Below are 26,333 nucleotides of genomic sequence, written 5' to 3' on the forward strand. Positions count from 1 at the left end.
GTCACTCATTCACGCATCTAAGGCTTTCGATGACGCTGCCTACGCTCGCGGCATGCCACCTGTCCTGCACCGAGCCCTGGCCGCCACCGCGGTTTTCGCGCTCGTCCTGACCGCAACGACCGCCCCCGCCGCGGCCGCCCTGCCCACCCTGGCCGTGGGCGCCACCACCTCCGTCAACGACGTCGTCGGCAGCGGCAACACCTGCGCCGGCTTCCTCGACGAGCGGGCCCACCTGGGCAACCTGGGCATCCGCCGGGTCTTCGCCAACGCCGGCCAGCTGCCCCCGGCCGACGCCGTCGACTGCCACACCAACCAGGGCGCGATCCTCTGGTACTCGTTCAAGACGTCCTGCACGCCGGCCGCGGTGGCGCTCGGCGCCTGCGACAGCGAGATCGCGAACATCGCGGCCGCGATGCCGCCGGGCAGCTTCCTCACGTACTTCCACGAGCCCGAGGACGACATGACCGGCACGCAGTTCGTGGCCGCGTTCTCGCACGTCTACCTGATCGCCAAGGGTCTCAACCCGGGCATCAACGTGGTGCCGATCCACATGTCGTACCAGTGGCGGCCCGGCTCGCCCAACGTCACCAACAACGGCACCGGCGGCGACCGCGAGATCCAGGACTGGATCGTGCCCGCGGGCTCGGCCGACGCCTACGGTTTCGACCTCTACTGGCAGGCCAGCACCCGCGGCAGCGAGCCCGACAACCCGGTCAGCGTCGGCAGCGACCCGCGCATGCTGCGCTGGTACAACGCCTTCTCCGGCCTGGGCCGCCCGCTCACCCTGCCCGAGTGGGGCATCGACGACGACCAGGGCGTCCGCGCGTCCCGCGGCCCGGCCATCCGGGCGTCCCGCACGTGGCTCGCCGCCCGCAACTTCCGGGTCGTCGCCTACTGGCAGATGGACAACTGGTATCTCGGCGCCTCCTCGGTCCCGGCCGGCGGCTATCTCGACCCGGACGGCGTGGCCGCCTACCAGGAGCTCGTGGCCTCGGCCTTGCCCCTCACGTGACGTGATGCCCCATAGTCTCCGGTGTGGCGGAGAACCTGACCGTGGGACGGGTGGCCGAACTGGCCGGCGTGACCGTCCGCACGCTGCACCACTATGACGAGATCGGCCTCCTGCGGCCGTCCACCCGCACCGCGGCCGGCCACCGGGCCTACTCCGCGGGCGACGTGGAACGGCTGCGGGAGGTCCTGGCCTACCGGCGGCTCGGCTTCGGGCTGCGCGAGATCGCCGCCCTGGTCGACGACCCGGCCACCGATGCCGTGGCCCACCTGCGCCGGTTGCGCGGCCTGCTGGTGGAGCGGCGGGCCCGGGCCGACGCCATGATCACGGCCATCGATCACGAGATAAGCCGGTCAACCCCGAAGGATCAACTGAAGATGCTGTACGACGTGATCGGCGCCGCCTACCCGGCCACCCGCCGAACCGAACCCCGTATCGCCGCCCGCATCTGGGACGCCCTGGGCGACGCCCGCACGGTGCTCAACGTCGGCGCCGGCACCGGCTCCTACGAGCCCCCGGACCGCGACGTCACCGCCGTGGAGCCGTCGGCCGTCATGCGCGCGCAACGCCCGCCCGGCGCCGCCCCGTGCGTGGCCGCCGCCGCCGGAAACCTGCCCTTCGAGGACCAGTCGTTCGACGCCGCGATGGCCGTCAGCACCGTGCACCACTGGCCCGACCCGGTCGCCGGCCTGCGCGAGATGCGCCGCGTGGCCCGCCGCGTCGTGGTCCTCACCTACGACGGCGACAGCCCCGGCTGGCTCGACCGGTTCTGGTTGACGCGCGACTACCTGCCGGAGTTCGCCGGCCTGCTCACCGGCCGCCCGTCGCTGGCCGATCTGGCCGCCGCGATCGACGCCCGTACGCGACCGGTCCCCATTCCCTGGGACTGCGCCGACGGCTTCTTCGAGGCCTACTGGCGCCGCCCCGAGGCCTACCTCGAGGACGACGTCCGCCGCGCCGTCTCCGTCTGGACCCGCGTGGGCCCGGCCGCCGAGCACCGCGCGGTCACCGCCCTGCGCGACGACCTGGCCTCGGGCCGCTGGTCCGCCCGCAACCACGCGCTGACCACCCTCGACGAGGCCGACCTGGGTCTGCGCCTGCTCATCGCCTGACTTACACAACCCGAACATTCCCCTGACGCGGCGCACGCCGGCCGGGCGGAGAGTCGACGGCATGACACGTTTGCGGATGGTGACGGCGATGACGGCGGCCGGCGTGGCCGGGATGCTCGCGCTGAGCGGGTGCGGCGCCCCGGCCGCGACGGCGGATCTCGCTGATGAAACGTACGCGCTGACGGCGGTCGGACTTGGCGAGGCGACACCGTCCGCCTCGGCCTCGGCGGCACCAGAGAGCAAGGCCCCCAAGGAGAAGGGGCATCGGAAGGCAGGCCGCGCCTACCTGCGGCAGAACACCCTGCACGGGGAGATCGCCGTGCAGGGCAAGGACGGAACCAGGACCATCGTCGTGCAGCGGGGCACGGTCACGGCGAGCGACGACAAGACCATCAGCGTCAAGTCGAGCGACGGGTTCGCGCTCACGTGGAGCAGGGGCGAGAAGCTCACTGTCCGCGGCGAGCTGAAGAACGGGGCCGAGGTCGGCGTGGCCGGTGGGAAGGACGGCGACAAGGCCGTCGCGCGCCTGGTGGTGGTCAAGAAGAAGTAGTGCCCGGTGGCGGCCGGGAAGAGGAGGCCCTGGCGGCGCCCAGGGTGCTCTCCCGCGCGATCAGCCGGTGCTCGGCCCGCAAGTCCAGGCCGGGCACCGGCTCCGTGCCGGCGATGCGTTTGATCAGGCGGTCGACGGCCATCTGGGCGATGGCCCTCTTGTCGGGCTGGATCGTGCTGATCGTCGGGCTGCTGTAGCGCCCGTCCTCGATGTCGTCGTAACCGATGATGGCCACGTCCTCCGGCACGCGCAGTCCGCGCTGGTGCAGCGCGTGGATCGCGCCGGAGGCGACGAGGTCGCTGTAGCAGAAGACCGCGTCCGGCGGGTCGGCCCGGTCGAGCAGGGCGGCCATGGCGGTGGCGCCGTCGGCGCGGTTGAAGCGGGCCGTGCTGATGATCAGAGACTCGTCGACCGGACGGCCGGCAGCCGCGTGCGCGGCCCGGAAGCCCTGGGTGCGCAGCTGCGCGGCCTCGCCCGTGGGGTACGGCTGGTCGCCGATGGCCGCGATCCGGCGCCGGCCCAATGAGATCAGGTGCGCCACCGCGTCCGTCGAGGCGGCCACGTCGTCGATGCCCACGTGGTCGAAGGTGCCGTCCGAGGACCGCTCGCCCAGCACGACCAGGGGCAGGTCGGGATCCCGGACGGCCAGGTCCTCCTGGGAGAGACCGAGCGGACTGAAGATCATGCCGTCGAAGAGGAAGCGCCGCGAGCCGCGGCCGATCAGCTCGCCCTCGTGGTCGCGGTCGCCGTCGGTCTGGTCGACCAGCACGTTGTAGCCGACCTTGCGCGCCGCCGGGATGATGCCCTGCAGCAGTTCGGCGAAGTACGGGGTGTCCAGATAGGGCACGACCACGACGATCTGGCCGCTGCGGCCGGTGGCCAGGTTGCGGGCCAGCACATTGGGCCGGTAGCCGAGCTGGGCGATGGCCCGTTCCACTTTCTCGCGGGTGGCGTCGGTGACGCGGGCGTAGCCGTTGACCACGTTCGAGACCGTGCGCGGCGAGACGCCGGCCAGCTCGGCGACATCACGGAGCGTAGTTTCGCGCATGGTCCCCCCTGAAATTTTCACGAGAATATTTCCGGCAGGTTGCCTCTTGCCAGAGCCGAACGGCCGGGGCATAGTCCTTTGCAGCGCTGCAAAGCGCAATCTACATCACACCGACCCCCACGAGTGGTGTACTCCCCCGCCATTCGGCTCCAGATCCATAGATCGCGCCGACGTCACCGTCGGTTATTTCGGCGCGCCCGTGAACAGGAGACCGGACCATGCGAATCCTGACCAGAGCCGCCGCCACCACGATGAGCCTCGCGCTGCTCACGGCAATGGCGGCATGCGGCGGCGATGACAAAGACACCGGAACCGCCGCCAAGCCCACCAACTGCACCAACAAGATCGTCAACGAGGCCGCGCCCCGGGTCCTGGTCTGGGCCTGGTACCCGAACATGGCCAAGGTCGTCGACAACTTCAACAACCAGCACACCGACGTCCAGGTCTGCTGGACCAACGCCGGCCAGGGCCAGCCCGAGTACGAGAAGTTCCAGACCGCCATCTCGGCCAAGAAGGGCGCGCCCGACGTCATCATGCTCGAGGCCGACCAGCTCGTCGGCTTCGAGATCCAGGACGCCCTGGTCGACCTGGTTCCGTACGGGGCCAACGACGTGAAGAAGAACTTCAGCGCGGGCGCCTGGAAGGACGTCTCGCAGGGCGACAAGGTGTTCGCGGCGCCGGTCGACGGCGGGCCGATGGCGCTGATCTACCGCACCGACGTCTTCGACAAGTACAAGATCAAACCCCCGAGGACGTGGGCCGAGTACGCGGAGTCGGCGGCCAAGGTGAAAGCGGCCGGCGGGCCGGTCTTCGGCGACTTCGGCAGCAACGTGCCGGCCGTGACGACCGCGCTGATGATCCAGAAGGGCGCGCAGCCGTTCGTCTACGACCTGGCGGACAAGCAGAACATCACCGTGAAGCTGGACGACCAGGCCACCAAGGACGTGCTGGGCTTCTGGGGCGACCTGTCCAAGAAGGGGCTGGTCGGCAAGGAGGACCAGTTCACCACCGACTACATCGCGGGCATGGTCGGCGGTAAGTACGCCACCTACGTCTCGGCCGCCTGGGCTCCCGGTTATCTGACCGGCGCCGGCGTCGGCAACGGCAAGGAGAAGGGCAAGTTCGCGGTCGCCCCGCTGCCCCAGTGGGACGCGGCGAGCCCGGTCAGCGTCAACTGGGGTGGCTCGGCCTTCGCGGTCACCAGCCAGGCCGCCGACAGGGCGAACGCGGCCAAGGTGGCGCTGGGTCTCTACGCCGACGAGGCGTCCCTGACCGACGGCTGGAAGACGCAGACGATCTTCCCGCTCAACCAGAGCGTGCTGACCTCGGACGAGTTCGTCAACGCGAAGGTCGACTTCTTCAACGGCCAGACGGCCAACAAGGACATCTACATCCCGGCCGAGAACGCCTACAAGGGCGCCACCTACAGTCCCTTCACCGTCTACTACTACGCGCAGCTGCAGGCCCAGATCGTGAAGATCAACGAGGGCAAGACGTTGGGCGAGCAGGCCGCGACCGACCTGCACAACCAGATCGTCCAGTACGCGAAGTCGCAGGGCTTCCAGGTGAAGTGACCATGACTCAGCTCCAGACGGCGCCGGCCGCCGTACGGCAGGAAAGGGCGCCGAGAACCAAGCGCCGGAGAAGAACAGCGGGCTGGCTCTTCATCCTGCCGTTCCTGGTGGTGTTCCTGGCCTTCCTGGTGGCGCCGCTGTTCTACGCCGGCTATCTGAGTCTCTGGACCAAGGGGCTGGCGACCGGGACGACCTTCGCCGGCTTCGACAATTACACGCGTGCCTTCGCCGACCCGTCGTTCCGTAAAGGGCTCTGGTTCGTGCTGCGGTTCAGCGTCGTGGTGATCCCCCTGCAGATCATCGTGGCGCTGGTCGCGGCGCTGGTGCTGGACGAGGTGACCGGTCGCCTGGCCCGTTTCTCACGGCTGGTCATCTTCCTTCCGTACGCCATTCCGGCCGTGCTCGGCGCGCTCATGTGGGGCTTTCTCTACAGCCCCAGCTTCGGCCCGATCGAGCAGATCGCGACCGCGTTCGACGTGCGGGCGCCGTTCCTGCTCAGCCAGGGCAACATCTTCTACGGCCTGCTCAACGTGGTCACCTGGCAGTGGTCCGGCTACTACATGATCATCATTTACGCGGCCCTGCGCAGCATCGACACCTCGATCTACGAGGCGGCCCGGATCGACGGGGCGAGCGCCCGGCAGATCGCCTTCCGCATCAAGGTGCCGATGGTCTCGTCGGCGCTGGTGCTGATCCTGGTCTTCTCGCTCATCGGCACGCTGCAGTTCTTCACCGAGCCGCAGATCCTCGGCCCGATCGCCAACGGGTCGGTCACGCCCGACTTCACGCCGAACATCTACGCGTACAACCTCGCCTTCCGCTACGCGCAGTTCAACTACGCCTCGGCCATCTCGTTCTCGCTCGGCTTCGTGGTCTTCCTGGCGGTGGGCATCTTCATGTTCGCCACCCGCAAGAAGGGGAGCATCTTCACGTGACCAGACCCCGCCACGTCTGGGCCAAACTGCTTCTTCTGGCCCTGGTGTTCTACTTCCTGATCCCGGTGTGGTGGCTGCTGGTGGCCAGCACCAAGAACGCCGAGGGGCTGTTCGCCGGCCACGGGGCACTGTGGTTCTCCCACGGTTTCCATTTCTTCGGCAACCTCGGCGACCTGTTCACCTACAACAACGGCGAATACCTGCGCTGGCTCGGCAATTCCGTGCTGTACGCGGGCGCGGGCGGCCTCGGGGGCACGGTGATCTCGGTGCTGGCCGGCTACGGCTTCGCGAAGTTCCGCTTCCGCGGCCGCAACCTGGTCTTCGCGGCCGTGCTCGGCTCGGTCATGGTGCCGCTGACGGCCCTGGTCATCCCGACCTTCGTGCTCATGTCGAACGCCGGGCTGACCGACACCGTCTGGGCCGTCATCCTGCCGTCGCTGCTGAGCCCGTTCGCCGTCTACCTCATGCGGGTGTACGCGTCGGCCTCCGTGCCCGACGAGCTGCTCGACGCGGCCCGCATCGACGGCGCCGGCGAGCTGCGCACCTTCGTCCGGGTGGCGCTGCCGCTGATGCGCCCCGGCGTCATCACCGTGCTGCTGCTGTCGGTCGTGTCGACCTGGAACAACTTCTTCCTGCCGCTGACCATGCTCTCCACCTCCAAGCTGTACCCGATCACGGTCGGCATCGGGCTGTGGGAGCAGCTGGCCAGCTCCAACAACGGCGGCGGCCAGTCCCTGTGGAACCTGATCATCACCGGTTCGCTGGTCTCGATCGTGCCGTTGATCGTCGCCTTCCTCACCCTGCAGAAATACTGGCAGGGCGGTCTCGCCGTCGGCAGCCTCAAGTAAGGAATCCAGGTGCTCAACGCCAAACTTCAGCTCGACTCCACCCGCATCGTCGCCCCGGTCTCGCGCCGCACCTTCGGCTCGTTCGTCGAGCACATGGGCCGCTGCGTCTACGGCGGCATCTACGAGCCCTCGCACCCGTCGGCCGGCGCCGACGGCTTCCGGCAGGACGTGCTCGCCCTCGTCCGCGAGCTGGGAGTCTCGCTCGTCCGCTACCCCGGCGGCAACTTCGTCTCCGGCTACCGCTGGGAGGACGGCATCGGCCCGGTCGCCGAGCGCCCGGTGCGCCGCGATCTGGCCTGGCACAGCCTGGAGACCAACGAGGTCGGCGTGGACGAGTTCATGCGCTGGGCCGGCCAGGCCGGCGTCGAGGTGATGTACGCCCTCAACCTCGGCACCCGGGGCGTCCAGGAGGCGCTCGACGTGCACGAGTACCTCAACCAGCCCGACCGGACGCACTTCGCCGAGATGCGCCGCCGGAACGCGTCGGAGAAGCCGTACGGCATCTCGATGTTCTGTCTCGGCAACGAGATGGACGGGCCCTGGCAGACCGGCCACAAGACCGCGTACGAGTACGGGCGGCTGGCCGCCGAGACGGCGCGGGCACTGCGGTCGGCGCAACCGGAGGCCGAGCTGATCGCCTGCGGGAGCTCGGGCTCGTCCATGCCGACGTTCGGGGCGTGGGAGGCCGAGGTGCTCGAGCTGGCGTACGACCAGGTCGACTACATCTCGGCCCACGCCTACTACGAGCCGCTGGACGGCGACGTCGACTCGTTCCTGGCCTCGGCGGTCGACATGGACCACTTCATCGACAGCGTGGTCGCCACGGCGGACAGCGTCGGCGCCCGCCTGAAGTCGAGCAAGCGGATCAACATCTCGTTCGACGAGTGGAACGTCTGGTATCTGAGCCGGCACCAGGCGCAGCAGGCCACCGTCACCGAGTGGGAGGTGGCGCCGCGGGTCATCGAGGACTGCTACGACGTGACCGACGCGGTCGTGGTGGGCAGCCTGCTCATCTCGCTGCTGCGGCACAGCGACCGGGTGACCGCCGCCTGTCAGGCCCAGCTGGTCAACGTGATCGCCCCGATCCGCGCCGAGCCCGACGGCGCGGCCTGGCGGCAGACCATCTTCCACCCGTTCGCGCTGACCTCGCGGCTGTCCCGGGGTGACGTGCTCGACGTGGTGGTCGACTCCCCCACGTACGAGACCAAGCGCTTCGGCCCGGTCCCGGTGGTCGACGCGGTCGCCACGCACGACGACGGTGAGGTGGCGGTCTTCGCGGTCAACCGGCACCGCAGCGAGAGCGTGTCGTTCTCGTTCCCGCTGCCGGCCGGCTCGGTGGCCGAGGCCTGGGTGCTCAGCGACGACGATCCGGCGGCGAGCAACACCCAGGACGCGCCCGACCGGGTCACCCCGCGCGAGCTCGCGACCCACGTCGCGGACGGCGTCGTCACGGTGACGCTGCCGCCGGTCTCGTGGAGTGCCATCCGGTTCAGCTGACCGGCACGGCCTCGTCCCGTACGGCCCGGGTCCAGGTGCCCTTGCCCTCGCGCTTGGCCGCGTACATGGCCAGATCGGCGTCGCGGAGCAGGCTTTCCACGTCGTCGCCGAGGACGGCGCAGGCGATCCCGATGCTGGCGTTGGCGCGCACGGCCGAGTCCTCGAACACGACGGGCTCGGCCAGCTCGCGCAGGATCCGCTGCGAGGTGTGCTCGGCGCCCTCGCCGTCGCACTCGCGCAGCAGCACGGCGAACTCGTCGCCACCCAGCCGCGCCACCACGTCGCCCGGCCGCACACAGGCGGTCAGCTTCGACCCGACACCGGCCAGCAGCACGTCGCCGGCCGCGTGGCCCAGCGTGTCGTTGACCGTCTTGAACCCGTCCAGGTCGATGAGCAGCAGCGAGACGTCCTCCCGCCGGACCTGCAGCAGGGCCGACCCGACCTGCTCGTGGAAGTGGGTGCGGTTGGCCAGGCCGGTCAGCCCGTCGTAGAGGGCCTGGTGCCGCAGCCGGGCCTCGTGCTCGCGGAGCTGGTCGATCAGGCGGTTGTTCTCGTGGAAGGCGCTGAGCTGGCGGCACACGACCAGCACGACGATGACGCCGAGGCCGGCCATCGCGCCCCACAGGCGGGGATGCGGGCCGTCCGGCGTCTCGGCCACCACCGTGGTGAAGGCGACGGCGATCGATCCGTACGGCAGGAGGCTGTAGGAACGGCGGCGGCGCGAGCCGAACGCCGATTGCTCGTCGAAGCGGGCCACGTTCTCCTGCAGCCGCGCGCCCAAGGTGATCAGCAGCGACGGCAGCAGGCGCATGACGAAGACGTAGGTGGGCAGCGACCCGTCGTCGTTGGGCTCCAGGAAGAAGCTGACGCAGTTCACGCCGGCCGAGATGAGCATCGGAGCGGCGGCGGCCTTGTGCAGCGGCGCGTTGCCGCTGAGGATGAGCTTCACCGCGGCGAAGCTCGCGGTGAGGATGACGCAGCCGGCGGCCAGGGTGCCGGCGACGTTCGTCCCGTCGTGCTGCGACGGCTCGATCGCGAAGCAGTACGCGACCACGGCCCCGCCCACCAGCACGGTGGACGAGTCGAGCCAGAACGCGATCTTCTCCTGCCGCGAGCTGCCCGGCAGCGGGTACAGCAGCATCGCCACGATGATCGCGCCGAGGCCGACCGCGAACAGCAGCCCCTGCACTCCCCCACCGGCCGTCGTGGTCTGACCGTGCCCGGTCAGGGCGGTGATCGCCTGGGTGGTGTCGCCGACGGTGAACAGCACGCCGGCCACCGTCATCACCAGCCAGAACCGCCGGATGGCCCCGGTCGCCATCCGGTGCACCCGCCAGGCCGACCAGGCCAGCAGCGCGTCGAGCGGCGGCTGGAACGCCCAGAAGGCCCGCACCTGGTCGTTGGCGTGGTCGAGGGAGCACAGCATCCCGACACCGGCCAGCGTCCACAGCACGGCCGCCAGCATGAGCGGATCGCGGAGAAGACGGTTCACCTCTGCGGTATCGGTCGCCGCCGCTCAGGCCTGAGGATTACCATGCACCGATCGCAGGACCCGGGCCGGATTGCCGACGGCGACCACGTCGGCCGGGATGTCCTTGGTGACGACCGCGCCGGCGCCGATCACCGAGTTGTCGCCGATGGTCACGCCCGGGCAGATCACCGCGCCGCCCCCGATCCACACGTTGTCGCCGATCGTGATGGGCCGGGCCGCCTCCCACTTGTCCCGCCGCGGTTCCGGCTCGACCGGGTGGGTCGGCGTCAGCAGCTGCACGTTGGGCCCGATCTGGGCGTCCCGGCCGATGCGGATCTCGGCCACGTCCAGGGCCGTCAGCCCGAAGTTGATGAAGGACCGGTCCCCCACATGCAGGTGGCGGCCGTAGTCGACCCGCAGCGGCGGGCGGATGTCGACCTCTTCGCCGATCGAGCCCAGCAGCTCGCGCAGCACCCGGCGGCGGCCCTCGCCGTCGCGCGGGTCGCTGTCGTTGAACTGCTTGGTCAGCACCATCGCGTGCAGCATCTCGGCTTCCAGCTCGGGGTCGGCGCCCCGGTAGAGGTCGCCGGCCAGCATGCGTTCCCGCATCGAGCGTCCGTCCATGTGTACGAGCGTACACAGTCTTTCTCAGCCCGGAGCGGTGGCCAGGTAGGCCCGGTGCCGGCGCCGCATGACGAGCCAGCTGACCCACCCGGCCCCGATGATGAAGCCGAAACTGATGATGCGGTAGAGGACCACGGCGGCGATCGCGGTGGCCGTCTCCACGCCACCGGCGACCAGGCCGAGGATCAGGGCGCTGTCGATGATGCCGAGCCCGCCGGGCACGATCGTGACCGTGCCGGCCGCCATGCCCGCGCAGAAGGCGAGCAGCACCTCGGTGCCGTCGATCGGCTGGCCGGTGACCGCCCGCAGGCACAACCACAGACAGACCGCGTCCAGCCCCCAGTTGAGCACCGCGGACACGGCGGCAGCAGTGCCGAGCCCGGGCGTCAGGCGGGCCGAGCCGAGCTGGGCGACGAACACGCGCACCGGCTCCAGACCCTGCTCCGGCGGCCGCCGGCGCAGCCGGTTGACCCGGGCCAGCACGGCCCGCACCGGGGGCTCCACGCAGTCCGGCCGCCGGGTCACCTGGCGGATCCCCAGGACGATCAGCCCGGTCAGCGCGGCCAGCCCGGCCAGGCTGTACCAGTGCGGGGTGCCGTCCGAGGCCAGCGCCCCGACCGCGGTGACCAGGGCCAGGGCCGCGGTGGAGAGGACACCCGACAGCGCGATGCACCACGACGCGACCGCCGGCGTGGCCCCGAACCGGCGCAGCTGCTGATAGTTGAACTGCGTCGAGAACGCCGGCCCACCCGGCAGCGTCTCGTTGAGCGAATGCGCGGCGTAGGCCAGGGCGACGTTCTTACGGATCGGCACGCGCAGGCCGGCCGAGAGCAGCAGGAACTGCTGCATGCGGGCGTACGCCCCCATGGCCGCCATCTCCGCACCCAACGCGGCCACCAGCCAGCCCGGGTGGGGCGCGCTGAGCTGCGAGAACGCCGACGACAGGGACGACCAGCCGAGCACCAGCTCGACCGCGAACAACCCGGTCACCGCGGCGACCAGACCCCGCCGGATCCAGGCACGCGCGGCGGTCGGGCTGGTCACGGTCACATCTTCCGCTTCGGCCGGATCGGGCGTCTGCTGACATTTCACCACCGATTTCCGCCCGCTCCGGAGTCAGCGGCCGGTGCTGCCGTCGATCTGCTCGCGCAGGATGTCCGCGTGGCCGGCGTGGCGGGCGGTCTCCTCGATCATGTGGGTGAGGACCCAGCGGCGGGTCGGCGGCAGGGCCCGGCCGGGCGGGCGCGGGGCCTCGAGCGTCAGGTCGTCCCAGGTGGCGACGACCGCATTCGCCTCCTCGGCGGCCCGGCGGTAGCCGGCGAGGAGCCCGTCGACGGTCTCGCTCCGGGTCGGTTGTAGAGTGCGGCGCATGGCGGTGATCGGCTCGCCGAGGAAGTAGAAACGCTCGACATACGTCAAGTGTTTGATCAGCCCCAGCAGGTTCGTGCCCGAGGGCACGCCGCCCGTGCGTACCGCCGGCTCGGGCACGTCCGCGACCTTCCCCGCGATCGAGGCGCGCAGGTAGTCGAGGAAACCCAGCAGGCTGCTCCTCTCGTCCGTGCCCACGAAGCCCGGGCCGGCGTCCTTCTTTCTGGTGACCATCGGGCCAGGGTCGTTGCCGTTGGGGCGCGCCCGCAAGGGAAGTTGCGGATCCGGCAAATGCCCTAGGATCACCGGATGCGCAAGCGGCTGCGGTGGCTGATGGCCGGCGCGTTGCTGGTGGTGCTGCTGACGGTGGGCGGGCTGGTGGTCGCGTACCCGTCGGTGGCGGCGACGGCCTGTCCGGGCTGCTACGGGATGAAGCGCGTGGCGGAGGGCGTGTACGGGGAGCGCGGGCTCACAGCCGTACAGCAGGGGCAGCTTGTGGCCCTCGCTGTTGACGCGCGGCGGCGGGTGGAGGCGTTCTACGGGAGCCGCGCTTCCGCGCCGCGCCTCGTCGCCTGCTTCACCGAGAAGTGCTACCAGCGGATCGGCGGCGGCGGTGAGAAGGGTGTGGCCGTGCTGAACCGGGCCGTCATGCTGTCGCCGCGCGGGCTCGACCCGGTGATCGCCTCGCACGAGATGGCGCACGTCGAGCTTCACGAGCGGCTCGACCGCGACGCGCCGCAGTGGTTCGACGAGGGCCTGGCCGTCGTCGTCTCGGGCGACTCCCGCTACCTGGGCGAGCACTGCCGGGTCCCGTTCGACGGCCCGCTGCCCGAGACCCTGCGAGCGTGGCTCGACGCCGCGACCGCCGACGAGCAGGTGTACTCGAAGGCCGCGTGCCGCGTTCAGCGCTGGCTGGACGCCACCGGCGGCCGCGACGCCGTCCTGGCCCTCGCCGGCGGCGCGGCCTTCCCGGCCAACGGCTGACCACAGTGGAGCCGCTCATCATCGCGACGGCCCGGGCTGCTTCTGGCCGCGGGCGCCGACCCCGAACGGCTGGTGCTGTTCGACCTGGCGAACCGCCGGACCGTGGCCGAGGCCGAGGCCGGCGAGCGGACCGACTGCGTGAGCTTCTCCCCCGACGGCACGCTGCTCGCGACCACCTGCTCGTTCCAGGGCGGCGCCCACGTACGCCTCGACCGCGTCACCGCCGGCCTGGAGCCGGTCGCCGAGATCGAGCCGCTCGCCGGTGACACGGTCTCGGCCGCCGTCTTCACCCGGACGGGCGACGGCTGGTGCTCTGGGCTCCCTCGGCGGGCCGCTCTCCCGGCCTGCGCGGCCACCTGCTGCTGGCCGGCGCCGACGGTTCGATCGTCTGGGAGCGCCCGATCGACGCCGCCACGACCGGCCTGCGGGCGCCGTCGAGCCGGCCCACCCGGCCGGGCCTGACCCCGGACGGCGCGACGATCGTGCTCGGGCTCGACGGCGTCGTCGTCCTGCTGGCCACCGAGGACGGCCGGGCCCTGGCCGTACGGCCCGTCGACGGCCGGGTCGACACGGCCGCGGCCACCGGCGACACCCTGATCCTGGCCACCGATCGAGGGCTCCGGCTGATGCCGTTCCCGCGTTGAGCAGCTCCCGGGTCAACCGGCGCGGAACAGGACGCGCCCGTTCAAGGTGATGACCATCGTGCCGTCGGCGCGCAGGGTGAGGACCGCGCCCGGGTGGCCGGCGGTGCCGCTGCTCCAGGCGGTGCCGTTCTCCGCGTCGTACAGCACCAGATGCCCGTCGTTCTGCATGACCAGCTTGACGCCGGTCGACGTGCCGGTCTGCCAGACGAGCCGGCCCTGGTCGCGCAGCTCGAGGTTCCCGCCGGCGGTCACGGTGAGCCGGAGGCGGTTGGTCGCCCAGCTCTGCCCGGTGGTGAGCACGCTGGTGCTCACGATGGTCCGCTCGGCCCAGGCGGGAGTCATCGTCTTCGTGGCCGGCGGAGCTGTCGTCTTCCTGGCCGGCGGTGAGGTTGTCTTCGTGGCCGGCGGTGAGGTTGTCTTCGTGGCCGGCGGCGTGCGGAACACTGATGACGGAGCCGGCGGCTCGGGTGCGACGGAGACCGGGACCGCAGCCGGCGGATAGCTGCCCGGCGCCGCCCTCGAGTACTCCGGAAGGGCACCGCCGGCCGGCCGCTCCTCGTCGTGACCGAGCCGGAAGCCGGCGTAGGCGGCCACGCCGACGCTGACCAGGACGGCGCCCGCCAACAGCACCGCCGTCCCGTTTCGCTGAACCATAGGCGCCTTTGTACGTCGTCGCGGCGGCCCGCGGCTCCCCCACTCGGGGCGGACCGGCCACCTATATAGTCGCGCCGTGACTGCCGAGAAGGTCCGGGACGCGTACGCATCGGTGGCCGGCCTCTACATCGAGTTGTTCGGCTCGAGCGAGAAATCGCACCCCGACGACCTGGCCTTCATCACCCGTCACCTGGCGGGCCGCCCCGGCCCCGTGCTCGATCTGGGCTGCGGCCCGGGCCACCTCACCGCCCACCTGCGGTCGGCCGGCGCCGAAGCCATCGGCATCGACCTCGTCCCCGGCTTCATCACCCACGCCCGGGCCACCCACCCCGGCGGCGACTACCGGCTGGGCTCGCTGACCAGCCTCGACTTCGCGGACGAGTCCGTCGGCGGCATCCTGGCCTGGTACTCCCTCATCCATCTGCCCCCACCCGACCTGGACCGGGCCTTGGCCGAGTTCCATCGGGTCCTCACCCCGGGCGCCCCGCTGGTGACCGGCTTCGTCCACGGCGACGAGCCCGGCCCCTTCGACCACAAGGTGACGACCGCCTACCGCTGGCCCGTCGACGACTTCGCCACCCGCCTGACCCGCGCCGGCTTCACCGAGCGAGCCCGCTCCACCCGCCCCGCCGACGACACCCAGCGCCCCCAGGCCGCCCTCGCCGCCACCGCCTGACTCAGCCGGTCCAGCAGTAGAGCGGGCGCAGGCTCCAGACCGCGGGTGCTCACTGGGGCACCAAGCGATTCGCACCTCGGCCGAGATGCTTGCGATGAGGATCCGGTCGCAAGCATCGGCTGTGATCAGCTCCACCGCAGTCGCCAGGTCCGGCTCAGCGAGACCGAGTTCGGCGGCGACCGCCCCGGGCGCCGGTTCGCGTCATGCGCGACAGCGTGCGAGCTGACTCCGCCGCGAGCACCACCACGGCGTCGCCGTTGACACCAGCCACCAGGTCACGGGCCAGCCTCACCGCACGGTGCGGTTCTGCGTGGTAGATAAGTGCCCGGGCCTGTTCGGCCCGGAGGCGGCGGAGAAGGCGGTCATCCACGGGCCGGTTTTCATGGCTCTCGCGGTCGATGCATCGGTGCCAAGCGCGCTGTCGTCTGCTGATCTTGACCGCGAAGCGAGCCCAGCCTCCGGCCATTCTCAACAGAACGTTGAAGAGTTTCCGTTGATCAGCGATGATTGACAAATGGCGAACCTCTTTGCCCGGCCGGACTCTGCGGCGCAGCGGGCCGAACGCACCTTTCAAGCCCTGACCCACCTGGCCGAGCGGCATGCCGGCACCGATGCGCGGCGGGCGCGGCAGGTTCATCCCGCCATGGCGGGGCCGCACGAAGTGGTTCGGCTGGTGGCGGGAATGGCGGGCGGAACGATCGGGCGGGAGCCGGATGAGCCCGATATCGATCAGGACGACCTGGTGGCGGCGCTGACGCTGATGCCGAGCGTGCGAGCCGATGTCGACGCGACCGAGCTGCACCTGATGAAGATCGCCCGGAGCCGGGGGCTGACGTGGCAGGACATCGCGTTCAGCCTGGGGCTCAACACGCCACAGGCCGCCAAGCAGCGGTACGAGCGCCTGCAATCACGCTCCGACGACCCGTCACCGAGCTGATGTCCCGGCGCCGGGCGCCGGCCGCCGATCGAGTTAGAGGTGCTGCTCGCGCCGGCCGGCCGCCACCAGGCGCCCGCCGAGGACCACCACCCGCTGCCGCAACAAAGGAGGCCATGTCCATCGCTGGACATGGCCTCCGGGTCTTGCTGTCGGGTCAGGCGGCGGCCTTGGTCAGGCGCCACAGGCGGGCCTTGCTGTCGGCGCCGGCGGTGATCAGGCGCTTGCCGTCGGGGCTGATGCGCAGGGCCCAGACCGGTCCGGTGTGGCCGGTCAGCGGGGTGCCCTGGAGCGCTCCGCTCTTGGTGTTCCACAGGCGGACGGTGCCGTCGTCGCTGCCGGTGGCCAGGCGCTTGCCGCCGGGGGCGAAGCGCATGGCCCGGACCGGGCCGGTGTGGCCGGCCAGGGGCTCGGCGGCGGCCTCGCGGGTCTTCGTGTTCCACAGCTGTACGGTGTTGTCGCCGCCGGACGAGGTGGCCAGCAGCTTGCCGTTCGGGCTGAACGTGAGGGCCAGGACGGGGCCGGCGCTGCTGATCAGCGGGTCGCCGGCGGGCTCGCCCGTGGCCGGGTCCCACAGCCGTACGGCATTGCCGCCGCCCGAGGTGGCCAGGAGCTCACCGTCGGGGCTGAAGCTGGTCGCGTACACCGGGCCCGGTGTCACCCGCAGCGCTTCGCCGATCGGCCGGCCGAGGCCGGTGCGCCACAGCCGTACGGTGTTGTCCTCGCCGTCCCCGGTGCTGGCGATGGTCCGGCCGTCCGGGCTGAACACGACGAACCGGACCGCGCCGTCGTGGCCGCGCATGGTGTAGATCAGTTCCCCGGTGGCCACGTTCCACAGCCGGACGGTGCGGTCGTTGCCGGCCGTGACCAGGAGCGTGCCGGGTGGGTTGAAGGCGACCGAGCGCACCGCCCCGGTGTGCCCGGTCAGCGGCGTCGCGGACTTCTCCCCGGTGGCGGCGTCCCACAGCGCCACCTCCCGCGCGGTCGCGACGGCCAGCTTCTTGCCGTCGGGGCTGTAGGCGACCGAGTTGACGGCGCCGGCGTGCACGGCCAGCGGCGGGCCGGCCTTACGCCCGGTCGCGATGTTCCACTGCCGCACGGTCTGGCCGCTGACGGTGGCGAACACCTTGCCGTCGGGGCGCACGGCGATGATCCCGGCCAGGCCGGGCAGAACGGTCCGGGCGCGGGCGCCGGCGACATCCGCGACCTGGTTGTGCGCGACGGGCGGGGTGGCGGCGGCCGCCGTCGCCGCGGCGGTGGGTGCGAGCAGCCCGATCATGGCCACGGCGACGGCCCGGCCGGCGCCTCGCCGGAGACCTCCGAACGGAGTCTCACTGCACGTGTCTTTGAGATCTCTCTGGGTAGTCACTCCCGCACCGTAACGACCCGTTTCCGCCGCTGTTCGGAGTCTTCGCCCCGGTTCATCCGGCCGGGTTGCCCTCCGGCCGTCCCGGCCCCCCACCCCCGGGCCGATCAGCCGAGGCCGGCCGTCTGATGTGAGCCGAGCGCCTGGTCAGCAACCGCCTCAGACAGGGCGCAAGCATCGGGCGCGTCACCACCACACCCACCGGCCCCAAGGGCGCGCGGACGGTCATGTTGCGGCCTGTTGCCGCCGGATGCTGTCGGTGTCGATCAGCGACCAGACGTGTTCGATCCGGTTGGCGCGGAAGCGGTAGAAGACGTGCTCGGCGAACGAGACGCGGCGGCCGTCGGGGGTGAGGCCGAGGAACTCGTGCCGCGGGGCGCAGTCGAACCAGAGCCGGGCGGCGACGTGGTCCGGGCCGGTGACGAGCAGCTGCACCTCGTAGCGCAGGTCGGGAATGTTCCGTACGTCGTCGGTCAGCCGGGCCTGGTATCGCTCCCGCGACCACTGCTCGCCGTTGTAGGTGAGGCGGTCGTGCACGAACTGGCCGAGGTCGTCGAGGCGCCGGTCGTTCAGGGCGGCGATGTAGTCGCGATAGATGCCCTCGAGCTGATCACCCATCGGCCCACGCTACGACGAGGGCAGGCCCGAGGTGAAGGTCTCGGCGCCCAGCACGTCGAGCAGGGCCAGGGCCTCGGCGTCCGGGGAGCCCACCGGGGCGCTGTAGAGGACCAGGTGCTGGTCGCGGTCGGTGAGGCTCATGGAGTCGCAGTCGACGGTGATCCGGCCGACCACGGGGTGGTGGAAGGTCTTGGTGAGCGCGGTGACGGCCTGCACGTCGTGGCGGTCCCAGAGGCGGGCGAAGTCGGCGCTGCCGGAGCGCAGGTCCTCGATCAGGGTGGTGACGGCCGGGTCGGTGGGATAGCGGGCGAGGGTGGCCCGCAGCTCCATGACGACGTGATGACGGAACTCGGCGCCGTCCGACACCCCGTACAGGTTCCGGTCGGAGTCGAGGAAGGCCCGCCGGGCCAGGTTGCGCTCGGCCGGCGGCCGGGCGCCGAAGTCCTCCATCAGGGCGGCGGCCAGGTGGTTCCAGGCGAGCACCTCGAAGGTGGCCGAGGTGACGAAGCCGGCCGTCTGGGGCAGGCGTTCGAGCAGGGCGAGGATGCTCGGGCGGACGTCGCGGCGGTGCCGGCCGCTCCGGGCCGGGGCGGTGCCGGCCAGCACGTGCAGGTGGTCGGACTCGGCGTCGGTCAGGCGCAGCGCGGCGGCGATGCCGGCCAGCACCTCGGCCGACGGGCGCGGGGCGCGGCCCTGCTCGAGGCGGACGTAGTACTCGGTCGAGATGTGCGCGAGCACGGCCACCTCCTCGCGGCGCAGGCCGGGGGTGCGGCGGCGCGGGCCCGCGGGCAGGCCGGCGTCTGAGGGGTGAAGACGCTCCCGGCGGCTGCGGAGGAAGGCTCCGAGCTCCTGCTTGTCCATGGGCTCAGTGTGCCCGCTTTCCCACCGCGAAGCCTGGTACGGATGGTGCCTGTATCCGGTCCGGCGGCGCGGCCAGGCTTCGAGGCATGACAGACATGTTGACCGGCAAGGTCGTATTCATCACCGGCGCCAGCCGGGGCATCGGGGCGGCCGCGGCCCGGCTCTTCGCTCAGGAGGGCGCGGCCGTGGTGCTCGCCTCCCGCGGCGCCGACGCGCTCGACCGTCTCGTGAGCGAGATCCGCGACAAGGGCGGGGTGGCCGACGCCGTGGCGCTGGACCTGGCCGACCGGGCGAGCATCCGGGCCGCCGTGCAGCGGGTGGACGAGCTGCACGGGCGGCTGGACGGGGCGTTCAACAACGGCGCGGCCCTCCAGCAGCCGGGTCCGCTCGAGACGACCAGCGACGAGGATGTGGACGAGCAGTTCGCGGTGAACTTCCGGGCCCATTGGACGGCCATGAACGCCGAGGCCGAGCTGATGCGCCGCCGCGGCGGCGGGGCGATCGTCAACACCTCCAGCATCGGCAGCCGCCGGGCCAATCCGGCGCTGCCCGCCTACGGCGCCATGAAGCGGGCGCTCAACAGCATCACCGAGACCGCCGCGGTGACGTGGGCGCCGCAGGGCATCCGGGTCAACGGCATCACCCCGGGTGGCACGGCCACCGAGATGATCGACGCGTGGGAGGCGGCGACGCCGGGCGTGGTCGAGCGGATCAGCGCGTCGACCCCGCTCGGCCGGATGGGCCGGCCCGAGGAGGTCGCCGAGGCGGCCCTCTGGCTGCTCAGCGACCGCGCCTCGTTCGTCACCGGCGCCATCATCCCGGTCGACGGAGGCGCCGGCGCCTGAGAAACACCGGGTCTACGACGCGGATCGGCGACGCGTCGCCAGGAGCAGCAGGACGCCGACCACCGTCATCGCGACGCCCGAGCCGGCCGTCAGGGCGACCGGTCCGCCGGTGATGGGCAGCGAACCGCCGCCACCGGCCCCTCCCCCGCCGCCACCGCCGCCACCGGTGGCCGGCGGGGTGGCGGGCGGCGGGGTGGCGGCCGGCAGGACGATCGCGACGGTGTTGTTCGACCATTTGGCCTCGGTGGAGCCAACCTCCGTACCGCGAACGGTGATCCTGCCGCCGCCGCCCGGGGCCGACTTGACGCGCAACTGCAGCGCCCGTTCCTGCGGCACCAGCTTCGAGTGCACGGTCGGGAACGGGCTGAACGTCCGGCAGACCAGCGCCGCGGACTCCTCGGCCAGCGAGCCCGGCGTCCCCTTGGTGTAGCACCCGTCGGCCCCGGCCTGGATGAACACGGTCCCCCGGGGAGCGGTCGCCTCATAGACCAGGGCCCCACTGTCCGACGGCCCGTTGTTGAGCAGCGTGAACTGCACTCCGACGACGTCGTCGCCGGCCGGGAAGTACGTGGGCCTGCTCAGCGCGATGTCGAACGTGTTGGCCTGGGCGAAGACCGAGAACGGGGTCATCCCGATCTCGCCGGGCAGCCCGGGCGGCGCCGCGTCGAGCAGCGGCAGCTTCGCGACGGCCTCGGCGAACGACGGCCCGGTGCCGTTGTCGGGCCGGTGGGGGTCGGCCTCGTCGATGGCGGTCAGCAGGCCCTGGTGCTCGTCCGGCCCGGACAGGTTGCGCCCGAACGCCGCGTGGAACAACGACTTCCGGGTCTCGGGGTCGAACAGCGGCAGCGTCTTTCCGGGCGGCAGCGTCAGGGACAGGTGGCACTCGACCTGGGTCGGAAAGTAGAGGAAGCCTTGCCCGCCACCGTTCGGGAAGGAACTGCTGTAGCCGCAGTCGCGGTAGCGCTCGACGACCGCGGCCCCGATCGGCAGCAGCAGCGAGACGCGGAACTCGGTGAGCGGCGCGTCGCCGTCGTTGCGCACCGCCGCGTAGACGGGCCGCCTGTCCCCCGGGCCGACCCGGCTCCGCGCGGTGTTCAGATCGGCGATGAGGGCGATCGCGTTGGGCCGGGGCTCGGTGCCGGTGACGATGGTGACCGGCGCGGTGGAGACGTTGTCACCCGGTGTCTGGTCGTCCTGCTCGCCGGCGATGGTCGCCACCATCTCCCCGGCCGCGCCCGGGGCGGCCCCCGCGGCCGTGGTCAGAGTGATCGGGATGAGCTGCCGGCCGTTGTCGGGCTCGAGCGTGCCGACATCGCACGTCACCTTGCGCGCGGCCAGCGCACAGATCGAGTTCTCGCCGGCGATGGCCACCTCGACCCGGTCGTCGACGCCGGTCAGGTCGATCGTCACCGTCACGCCGGTGCCGGCGGCGGCGCCGTGGTTGTTCACCACCATGCCGGGCACGGCGCCCTGCGGCCCGATCGTGCCCGTGCCGTGATCCCACTGCACCCGCAGGTCGGGCAGGTCGGCGGCGGCCCTCGCGGGCGTTGCCGGGACGGCCCCGACGACGGCGGCGGCCAGCAGGGCGAGCACAGGCGTACGCTTCATGGTCGACTCCGCTGCAGACGGTGACGTTCCGCGCACCCTAACCCACCGCGGTCTTCCTGTGTGACCCGTCGCACATGCCGGTTTGGGCGCGTCGGCGCGGGCGCGAGAGGATCGGTGCGTGGACCTGCGTGTGACCCTGCTCGGCGCTTTCCGGGTGACCTCCGGCGACACCGTCGTCGACGTTCCCGGGGCCCGGCTGCGCGGATTGTTCACCCGCCTGGCCCTGGCCGGTGGCCGGCCGGTCGCCCCCGACGCGCTGGTCGACGCGCTGTGGCCGGCCGACCAGCCGGGCGCCCCGGCCAACGCCCTGCAGTCCCTCGTGTCGCGCCTGCGGCGGTTGCTCGGCGACGCCGCGTCCGTGGCCCAGGTCCCGGGCGGCTACCGCCTGGCCGTCACCGACGACGACGTGGACGCGCTGCGCTTCGAGCACCTGGCCGCGACCGGGCGCGACCGGCTGCGCGCCGGCGACCCGGAGGCCGCGGCCGCCCTGCTCGGCGAGGCGGCCGGGCTCTGGGGCGACCCGGCCCTGATCGCCGAGGTGGCGCCACCGGCCGCGACCCGCCTGGCCCTGACCGCCACCGAGGTGGTGGCCGGTCTGGCCGAGGCCGAGCTGGCCATCGGCCGGGCCGACGCCGCCGCGGACCGGCTGACCGGGCTGCTGGCCGAGGACCCGGTCCACGAGCGGGCGGCCGCGCTGCTGATGGACGCGCTGGCCGCGCAGGGCCGGCAGGCCGAGGCGCTCGCCGTCTACGAGCGGGTCCGGGCGGCGCTGGCCGAGCAGCTCGGCGCCGACCCGGGCGCCGCGCTGCAGGAGCAGCATCTGCGTCTTCTGCGCTACACCCCCGAGGTGGCGCCGGAGGCGAAGGGCAATCTGCCCGCGCCGGTCACCAGTTTCGTCGGGCGCGACGACGACCTGGGCCGGGTCGGCACGCTGCTCACCACCGGCCGGCTGGTCACCGTGGTCGGGCCGGGCGGGGCGGGCAAGACCCGGCTCGCCTTGGAGGCGGCCCGTCGCCACCGCCACGAGTACCGCGACGGCGCCTGGCTGACCGACCTCTCCTCGGTCACCGAGCCGGCCAAGGCCGGCGCGGCCCTGCTGGCCTCGATCGGGCTGCGCGGGTCGGCCATGTTCGACGCCCGGCTGCGGGCCGACGGCGACGAGCTCGACGTGCTCACCGACGAGCTCCAGGGCCGCGAGCTGCTGCTGGTCGTCGACAACTGCGAGCACGTGATCGACGCGATCGCGCATCTGATCGCCGCGCTGCTGCCGCGCTCACCGGGGCTGCGGGTGATCGCCACCAGCCGCGAGCCCCTCGCCATCGACGGGGAGGCGCTGGCCCCGCTGGGCCCGCTGGCCCTGCCCGATCCGCGGGACGGGGTCGCCCAGGCGCGGCGAGCGGCCTCGGTCCGCCTGTTCACCGAGCGGGCGGCGGCCGTGCGCCCGGGCTTCGATGTGGACGATCAGACGCTGGGCGGGATCCTCGAGGTGGTGCGCCGCCTCGACGGGATGCCGCTGGCGCTGGAGCTGGCGGCGGCCCGGCTGCGCACGATGTCCCTCGAGGAGCTGGCCGGCGGGCTGTCCGACCGGTTCCGGCTGCTGACCACGGGCAGCCGGACGGCCTTCCCCCGGCACCGGACACTGCGGGCGGTCATCGCCTGGAGCTGGGATCTGCTGGGCGAGCACGAGCGTACCGTCGCCGAGCGGGTCTCGATCCTGCCCGGCGGCGTGACCCCGGCCTCGGCCGCCGCCGTCTGCGCGGGCACCCCCGTGCCGCCCTACGACGTCCCGGAGCTGCTGGCCGCCCTGGTCGACCGCTCGATCCTGCAGCTCGCGCCGGAGCCCGGCCGCTACCGCATGCTGGAGACGCTGCGCGAGTACGGCATCGAACGGCTGGCCGAACAGGGCACGCTGAGCGCCGCCCGCACCCACGCCGCCGGCCATCTGGCCCGGCTGGTGGCCCGGCACGACCCCGACCTGCGCGGGCCCGGTCAGCTGGAGGCGCTGGGCCTGCTGCGCGCCGAGTACGACAACGCCCTGGCCGCCCTGCGCCACCTCTGCGACTCCGGCGACGGCGACGGCGCGATCGGCCTGGCCCTCGATCTGACCTGGTACTGGCAGATGCTCGGCCGGCACCGCGACGCCGTCTACTGGCTGAGCGAGGCGCTGGCCGTGCCCGGCGGCGGGCAGTCGCTCGACCGGGACATCGCCGAGGTGGTCCTGCTGCTGAACGGCGCCGACGACAACGGTCCCTTCCTCGGCGCGACGATGGAGCGGCGCCGCACCGAGCTGCGGGTCATCACCGGGCGCCTGCTCGCCTACGAGGAGCTGCCCGGCCTGGCCGGCCCGCTCACCGCGGTGGCCCTCGGCCTGCTGCAGGAGAGCGAGGCGTCGCTGGCCGTCATCGAGCGCATCCTGGCCGGCCCCGACATCTGGCTGCGCGGGCTGGCCCACATGTTCCGGGCCCAGTTCGCCGAGAACAACGGCGACCTCGACCAGGTACGGATCGACGTGGCGGCCGCGCTGGACTGCTTCGGCCGGATCGGCGACCGCTGGGGGCTGGCCACCGTGCTGCCCACCCGGGCGATGGTGCGGCAGTACGACGGCGACCTCGACGGCGCGCTGGACGACCTGCGGCGGGCCCGTTCGCTGGCCCGCGAGTTCGGCTCGCTCAGCCTCACCGACGAGATCTTCCTGGATCTGCGCTGGATCGACCTGAACATGCGGCGCGGCGAGAACGAGCTGGCCATCGCGATGCTCGACGAGGCCCGGGAACGGGCGCAGCACGCGGTCTCGTACGACTTCCTGATCCTGGTCAACGCGCTCGAGGCGGGCGTCTGGCTACGGCTGGGCGAGGTGGAGCGGGCCCGCGAGCTGGTCGAGCGGGCCGAGGCCGGGATGGGTGAGCGGTACTCGTTCGGCGGCGACCACGGCCGGGCGGTGATCGGGTCGGTCCGGGCCGCGCTGTGCATCGCGCTGGGCGATCTCGACGGCGCCGGGAAGGCCCTCGAGCGGGCCTACGAGGCGGCGCTGGAGAGCCAGGACTTCCCGCTCATGTCGATGGTCGCGGTCACCGCGGCCCGGCTCGCGGACGCCTACGGGCGCGGGCACGACGTGGGTCTGCTGCTGGGCGCGGCGGCCCGGCTGCGCGGCAGCCACGACCACACCGATCTGCAGATCCGCGAGCTGAGCGACCGGGCCCGCCACGCGATCGGCGGGAACGCCTTCGACGAGGCGTACGGCAAGGGGTGGAAGCTGGACGGGAAGACGGCGCTGACGCAGGTCGACCCCGCCCGGCTCAGCCGGGCGGGGCTCCCGCAGCCCTAGTCAGGCGCGGCGCGAGTAACCGCGCAGCGCGAGCGGCACGAAGACCACCAGCAGACCGGCCATCCAGGCCAGCGTGACCCACAGGTGCTCCGCGACGGAGCCGCCGAGCAGCAGCCCGCGGATCGTCGAGACCAGCGGCGTGATCGGGTTGACGTGCACGAAGGCCTGCAACCAGCCGGGCAGCGTGTCGGTCGCGACGAAGACGTTGCTGCCGAACGACAGCGGGAAGACGATCAGGAACATCAGGCCCTGTACGGCGCCGGGGGTACGCACCAGCATGCCGACCCAGACCGAGATCCAGCAGAAGCAGAGCCCGAACCCGACCGAGAGCGCCACCGCGGCCACCGCCGGCAGGAAGCCGGTCTCGATCCGGAAGCCCATGATCATGCCGAAGCCGAGCATGACCACGCAGACGGTCAGGTAGCGGATGATGTCGGCCGCGACCGCGCCGACCAGCGGCACCGCACGGGAGATGGGCAGCGAGCGGAACCGGTCGAAGACGCCCTTCTCGATGTCGGCGTTGAGGTTCTGCCCGAGGGCGATGCCGCCCATGGCCAGTGACTGCGCGAGCATGCCGGGCAGCAGGAACTGCAGGTAGGTGTGCCGGTCGCCGGTGATGGCCCCGCCGAACAGGTACGTGAAGAGCAGCAGGAAGATCACCGGCTGCAGGGTCACGTCGAGGAGCGCCTCGGGCGTCCGCGCCGTCTTGATCAAACTTCGGCGCGCGAGCGCGACGCTGTGCCGGGCCAGCGCGGCCACCGACCCGCCGCGCGGGGAGTCGCTGACAGTGCCCAGAGTCAAGGTCGTCATACCAGTTCTTCTTTCTTGGCGGTGAGGGTGTGGAAGACCTCGTCGAGGCTGGGCAGGTGCAGGCCGAAGTCGTTGAGCTCGACGCCGGCCTCGTGCAACGCGGGCACGACCTCGACGAGCGCGCTGTCGTCGGTGACCGGGACGCTCACGGCACCCGGCCGGGCCCCCGCCGTCGCGTCGGCCGTGGCGGTCGACCCGGGGGCGGCCACCTTGTCGAGCACGCGCAGCACGTCCGGCACGCGGGCCGGGTCGGCCGGGCGCACCCGCAGGGTGAGGCCGCCGACGCGGCGCTTCAGCCCGTCCGGGGTGTCGTGGGCGATGACCCGGCCCTTGTTGATGACCACGATCTCGTCGGCCAGGGCGTCCGCCTCCTCCAGGTACTGAGTGGTCAGCAGCACGCTGGCCCCCTGGGTGACCTGGCTCCGGACGACACCCCACATGTCCTCGCGCTTGGCCGGGTCGAGACCGGTGGTCGGCTCGTCCAGGAAGATCACTTCGGGGTGGCCGACCAGGCTCGCGGCCAGGTCGAGGCGCCGCCGCATGCCACCGGAGTAGGTCTTGGCCATCCGGCCCGCCGCCTCGGCCAGGTCGAACCACTCGAGCAGCTCGGCCGCCCGCCGCTTGGCCTCGACCGTCGTCAGGTCGAGCAGCCGGCCGATCAGCACCAGGTTCTGCGTGCCGGTCAGGTCCTCGTCGACGCTCGCGTACTGCCCGGTCAGGCCGATCCGCCGGCGGACCCGCTGCGGCTCGCGCAGCACGTCGATGCCGGCCACCTCCGCCTGGCCGGAATCCGGGCGCAACAGGGTGGCCAGGACGCGTACGGCCGTGGTCTTGCCCGCGCCGTTGGGCCCGAGAACCCCGAGCACGGTGCCGCGGCGCATCGCCAGGTCCACCCCGTCGAGCGCCTGTGTCTTACCGAATCGCTTGCGGAGACCCTCCGCACGCACCACGAAATCGCTCATGGGGCTTACT

General features: G+C 71.9%; 26 protein-coding genes. 14 read left to right on the plus strand and 12 right to left on the minus strand.

The genetic code is table 11. From position 1 onward, the window contains the following. Window positions 1–52 precede the first annotated feature (52 nt). The 3 genes from AB0J66_RS08150 (at window position 53) to AB0J66_RS08160 (ending at window position 2,671) form a co-directional block, all read left to right on the plus strand. Window positions 53–1,012 (plus strand): hypothetical protein, encoded by a 960-nt coding sequence (locus AB0J66_RS08150; protein ID WP_364657133.1) that lies wholly within the window; start codon window positions 53–55, stop codon window positions 1,010–1,012. A gap of 23 nt (window positions 1,013–1,035) precedes the next feature. Then, window positions 1,036–2,121: a MerR family transcriptional regulator gene (locus tag AB0J66_RS08155; RefSeq protein WP_364657136.1), complete on the plus strand. Its 1,086-nt coding sequence runs from the start codon at window positions 1,036–1,038 to the stop codon at window positions 2,119–2,121. Window positions 2,122–2,182: 61 nt separating this feature from the next. After that, window positions 2,183–2,671 (plus strand): hypothetical protein, encoded by a 489-nt coding sequence (locus AB0J66_RS08160; RefSeq protein WP_364657138.1) that lies wholly within the window; start codon window positions 2,183–2,185, stop codon window positions 2,669–2,671. Here AB0J66_RS08160 and AB0J66_RS08165 read toward each other — a convergent pair. Continuing rightward, window positions 2,658–3,719, minus strand: a complete 1,062-nt coding sequence (locus tag AB0J66_RS08165; RefSeq protein WP_364657141.1) for a LacI family DNA-binding transcriptional regulator — start codon at window positions 3,717–3,719, stop codon at window positions 2,658–2,660. The genes AB0J66_RS08160 and AB0J66_RS08165 overlap by 14 nt on opposite strands. A gap of 218 nt (window positions 3,720–3,937) precedes the next feature. Here AB0J66_RS08165 and AB0J66_RS08170 point away from each other — a divergent pair, with 218 nt between their 5' ends. The 4 genes from AB0J66_RS08170 to AB0J66_RS08185 are packed head-to-tail and all read left to right on the plus strand — an operon-like array spanning window position 3,938 to window position 8,573. Beyond that, window positions 3,938–5,293: an extracellular solute-binding protein gene (locus AB0J66_RS08170; protein WP_364657143.1), complete on the plus strand. Its 1,356-nt coding sequence runs from the start codon at window positions 3,938–3,940 to the stop codon at window positions 5,291–5,293. Window positions 5,294–5,295: 2 nt separating this feature from the next. Beyond that, window positions 5,296–6,228 (plus strand): sugar ABC transporter permease, encoded by a 933-nt coding sequence (locus tag AB0J66_RS08175; RefSeq protein ID WP_364657146.1) that lies wholly within the window; start codon window positions 5,296–5,298, stop codon window positions 6,226–6,228. Beyond that, the gene (locus tag AB0J66_RS08180; protein WP_364657149.1) at window positions 6,225–7,076 is read left to right on the plus strand and encodes a carbohydrate ABC transporter permease; all 852 of its coding nucleotides are present in this window, start codon (window positions 6,225–6,227) and stop codon (window positions 7,074–7,076) included. The genes AB0J66_RS08175 and AB0J66_RS08180 overlap by 4 nt, the downstream gene beginning before the upstream one ends. 9 nt (window positions 7,077–7,085) lie before the next feature. Beyond that, window positions 7,086–8,573, plus strand: a complete 1,488-nt coding sequence (locus AB0J66_RS08185; RefSeq protein WP_364657151.1) for an alpha-N-arabinofuranosidase — start codon at window positions 7,086–7,088, stop codon at window positions 8,571–8,573. On the opposite strand, the gene AB0J66_RS08190 is transcribed toward AB0J66_RS08185, so the two are convergent. The 4 genes from AB0J66_RS08190 to AB0J66_RS08205 form a co-directional block, all read right to left on the minus strand. Beyond that, window positions 8,566–10,065: a GGDEF domain-containing protein gene (locus AB0J66_RS08190; RefSeq protein ID WP_364657153.1), complete on the minus strand. Its 1,500-nt coding sequence runs from the start codon at window positions 10,063–10,065 to the stop codon at window positions 8,566–8,568. The genes AB0J66_RS08185 and AB0J66_RS08190 overlap by 8 nt on opposite strands. A 24-nt stretch (window positions 10,066–10,089) precedes the next feature. Then, window positions 10,090–10,668, minus strand: coding sequence for a sugar O-acetyltransferase (locus AB0J66_RS08195; protein WP_364657155.1), 579 nt, complete (start codon window positions 10,666–10,668; stop codon window positions 10,090–10,092). Window positions 10,669–10,692: 24 nt separating this feature from the next. Next, window positions 10,693–11,712 (minus strand): YbhN family protein, encoded by a 1,020-nt coding sequence (locus tag AB0J66_RS08200; protein WP_364657158.1) that lies wholly within the window; start codon window positions 11,710–11,712, stop codon window positions 10,693–10,695. Between the two features lie 72 nt (window positions 11,713–11,784). After that, on the minus strand, window positions 11,785–12,270 hold the full coding sequence (locus tag AB0J66_RS08205; protein WP_364657160.1) for a DinB family protein: 486 nt from the start codon (window positions 12,268–12,270) through the stop codon (window positions 11,785–11,787). 75 nt (window positions 12,271–12,345) lie between these two features. Here AB0J66_RS08205 and AB0J66_RS08210 point away from each other — a divergent pair, with 75 nt between their 5' ends. Both AB0J66_RS08210 and AB0J66_RS08215 read left to right on the plus strand, forming a co-directional pair. Further along, entirely contained in the window at window positions 12,346–13,020 is a 675-nt protein-coding gene (locus AB0J66_RS08210; RefSeq protein WP_364657163.1) for a hypothetical protein, read from the plus strand. A gap of 308 nt (window positions 13,021–13,328) precedes the next feature. After that, window positions 13,329–13,664, plus strand: coding sequence for a hypothetical protein (locus tag AB0J66_RS08215; RefSeq protein WP_364657165.1), 336 nt, complete (start codon window positions 13,329–13,331; stop codon window positions 13,662–13,664). A gap of 12 nt (window positions 13,665–13,676) precedes the next feature. Here AB0J66_RS08215 and AB0J66_RS08220 read toward each other — a convergent pair whose 3' ends face one another. Then, window positions 13,677–14,318 carry a hypothetical protein gene (locus AB0J66_RS08220; RefSeq protein ID WP_364657168.1) on the minus strand — a complete coding sequence of 214 codons (642 nt, stop codon included), beginning with the start codon at window positions 14,316–14,318 and terminating at the stop codon, window positions 13,677–13,679. A gap of 76 nt (window positions 14,319–14,394) precedes the next feature. On the opposite strand from AB0J66_RS08220, the gene AB0J66_RS08225 reads away from it, so the two are divergent. The 3 genes from AB0J66_RS08225 to AB0J66_RS08235 all read left to right on the plus strand — a co-directional run bounded on the left by AB0J66_RS08225 (window position 14,395) and on the right by AB0J66_RS08235 (window position 15,931). Continuing rightward, entirely contained in the window at window positions 14,395–14,994 is a 600-nt protein-coding gene (locus AB0J66_RS08225; RefSeq protein WP_364657170.1) for a class I SAM-dependent methyltransferase, read from the plus strand. 310 nt (window positions 14,995–15,304) lie between these two features. Continuing rightward, entirely contained in the window at window positions 15,305–15,505 is a 201-nt protein-coding gene (locus tag AB0J66_RS08230; protein WP_364657173.1) for a hypothetical protein, read from the plus strand. A gap of 3 nt (window positions 15,506–15,508) precedes the next feature. Beyond that, a complete protein-coding gene (locus tag AB0J66_RS08235) occupies window positions 15,509–15,931 on the plus strand; it encodes a DNA-binding protein (RefSeq protein WP_364657176.1) in 423 nt (140 codons plus the stop codon). A 154-nt stretch (window positions 15,932–16,085) separates the two neighbouring features. Here AB0J66_RS08235 and AB0J66_RS08240 read toward each other — a convergent pair whose 3' ends face one another. From AB0J66_RS08240 to AB0J66_RS08250, 3 genes are all read right to left on the minus strand, one after another. After that, the gene (locus AB0J66_RS08240) at window positions 16,086–17,297 is read right to left on the minus strand and encodes a WD40 repeat domain-containing protein (protein ID WP_364657179.1); all 1,212 of its coding nucleotides are present in this window, start codon (window positions 17,295–17,297) and stop codon (window positions 16,086–16,088) included. 222 nt (window positions 17,298–17,519) lie between these two features. Continuing rightward, window positions 17,520–17,912: an ester cyclase gene (locus AB0J66_RS08245; RefSeq protein ID WP_364657181.1), complete on the minus strand. Its 393-nt coding sequence runs from the start codon at window positions 17,910–17,912 to the stop codon at window positions 17,520–17,522. A 9-nt stretch (window positions 17,913–17,921) separates the two neighbouring features. Further along, window positions 17,922–18,773, minus strand: coding sequence for a helix-turn-helix transcriptional regulator (locus AB0J66_RS08250; RefSeq protein ID WP_364657183.1), 852 nt, complete (start codon window positions 18,771–18,773; stop codon window positions 17,922–17,924). Between the two features lie 86 nt (window positions 18,774–18,859). Between AB0J66_RS08250 and AB0J66_RS08255 the strand changes: the two genes are divergently transcribed. Next, the gene (locus AB0J66_RS08255; RefSeq protein ID WP_364657185.1) at window positions 18,860–19,618 is read left to right on the plus strand and encodes an SDR family oxidoreductase; all 759 of its coding nucleotides are present in this window, start codon (window positions 18,860–18,862) and stop codon (window positions 19,616–19,618) included. Between the two features lie 12 nt (window positions 19,619–19,630). Here AB0J66_RS08255 and AB0J66_RS08260 read toward each other — a convergent pair whose 3' ends face one another. Next, window positions 19,631–21,226 (minus strand): peptidase, encoded by a 1,596-nt coding sequence (locus AB0J66_RS08260; RefSeq protein WP_364657187.1) that lies wholly within the window; start codon window positions 21,224–21,226, stop codon window positions 19,631–19,633. A gap of 118 nt (window positions 21,227–21,344) precedes the next feature. On the opposite strand from AB0J66_RS08260, the gene AB0J66_RS08265 reads away from it, so the two are divergent. Continuing rightward, window positions 21,345–24,551: a BTAD domain-containing putative transcriptional regulator gene (locus AB0J66_RS08265; protein ID WP_364657190.1), complete on the plus strand. Its 3,207-nt coding sequence runs from the start codon at window positions 21,345–21,347 to the stop codon at window positions 24,549–24,551. Here AB0J66_RS08265 and AB0J66_RS08270 read toward each other — a convergent pair whose 3' ends face one another. Together AB0J66_RS08270 and AB0J66_RS08275 are read right to left on the minus strand one after the other, a co-directional pair. Then, window positions 24,552–25,361: an ABC transporter permease gene (locus AB0J66_RS08270; protein ID WP_364657193.1), complete on the minus strand. Its 810-nt coding sequence runs from the start codon at window positions 25,359–25,361 to the stop codon at window positions 24,552–24,554. It lies immediately after the preceding gene. Beyond that, window positions 25,358–26,323, minus strand: coding sequence for an ATP-binding cassette domain-containing protein (locus AB0J66_RS08275; protein ID WP_364657196.1), 966 nt, complete (start codon window positions 26,321–26,323; stop codon window positions 25,358–25,360). The genes AB0J66_RS08270 and AB0J66_RS08275 overlap by 4 nt, the downstream gene beginning before the upstream one ends. Window positions 26,324–26,333: the final 10 nt, after the last annotated feature.

Source organism: Actinoplanes sp. NPDC049598, from assembly GCF_040675435.1.
Taxonomy (GTDB): Bacteria; Actinomycetota; Actinomycetes; order Mycobacteriales; family Micromonosporaceae; genus Actinoplanes.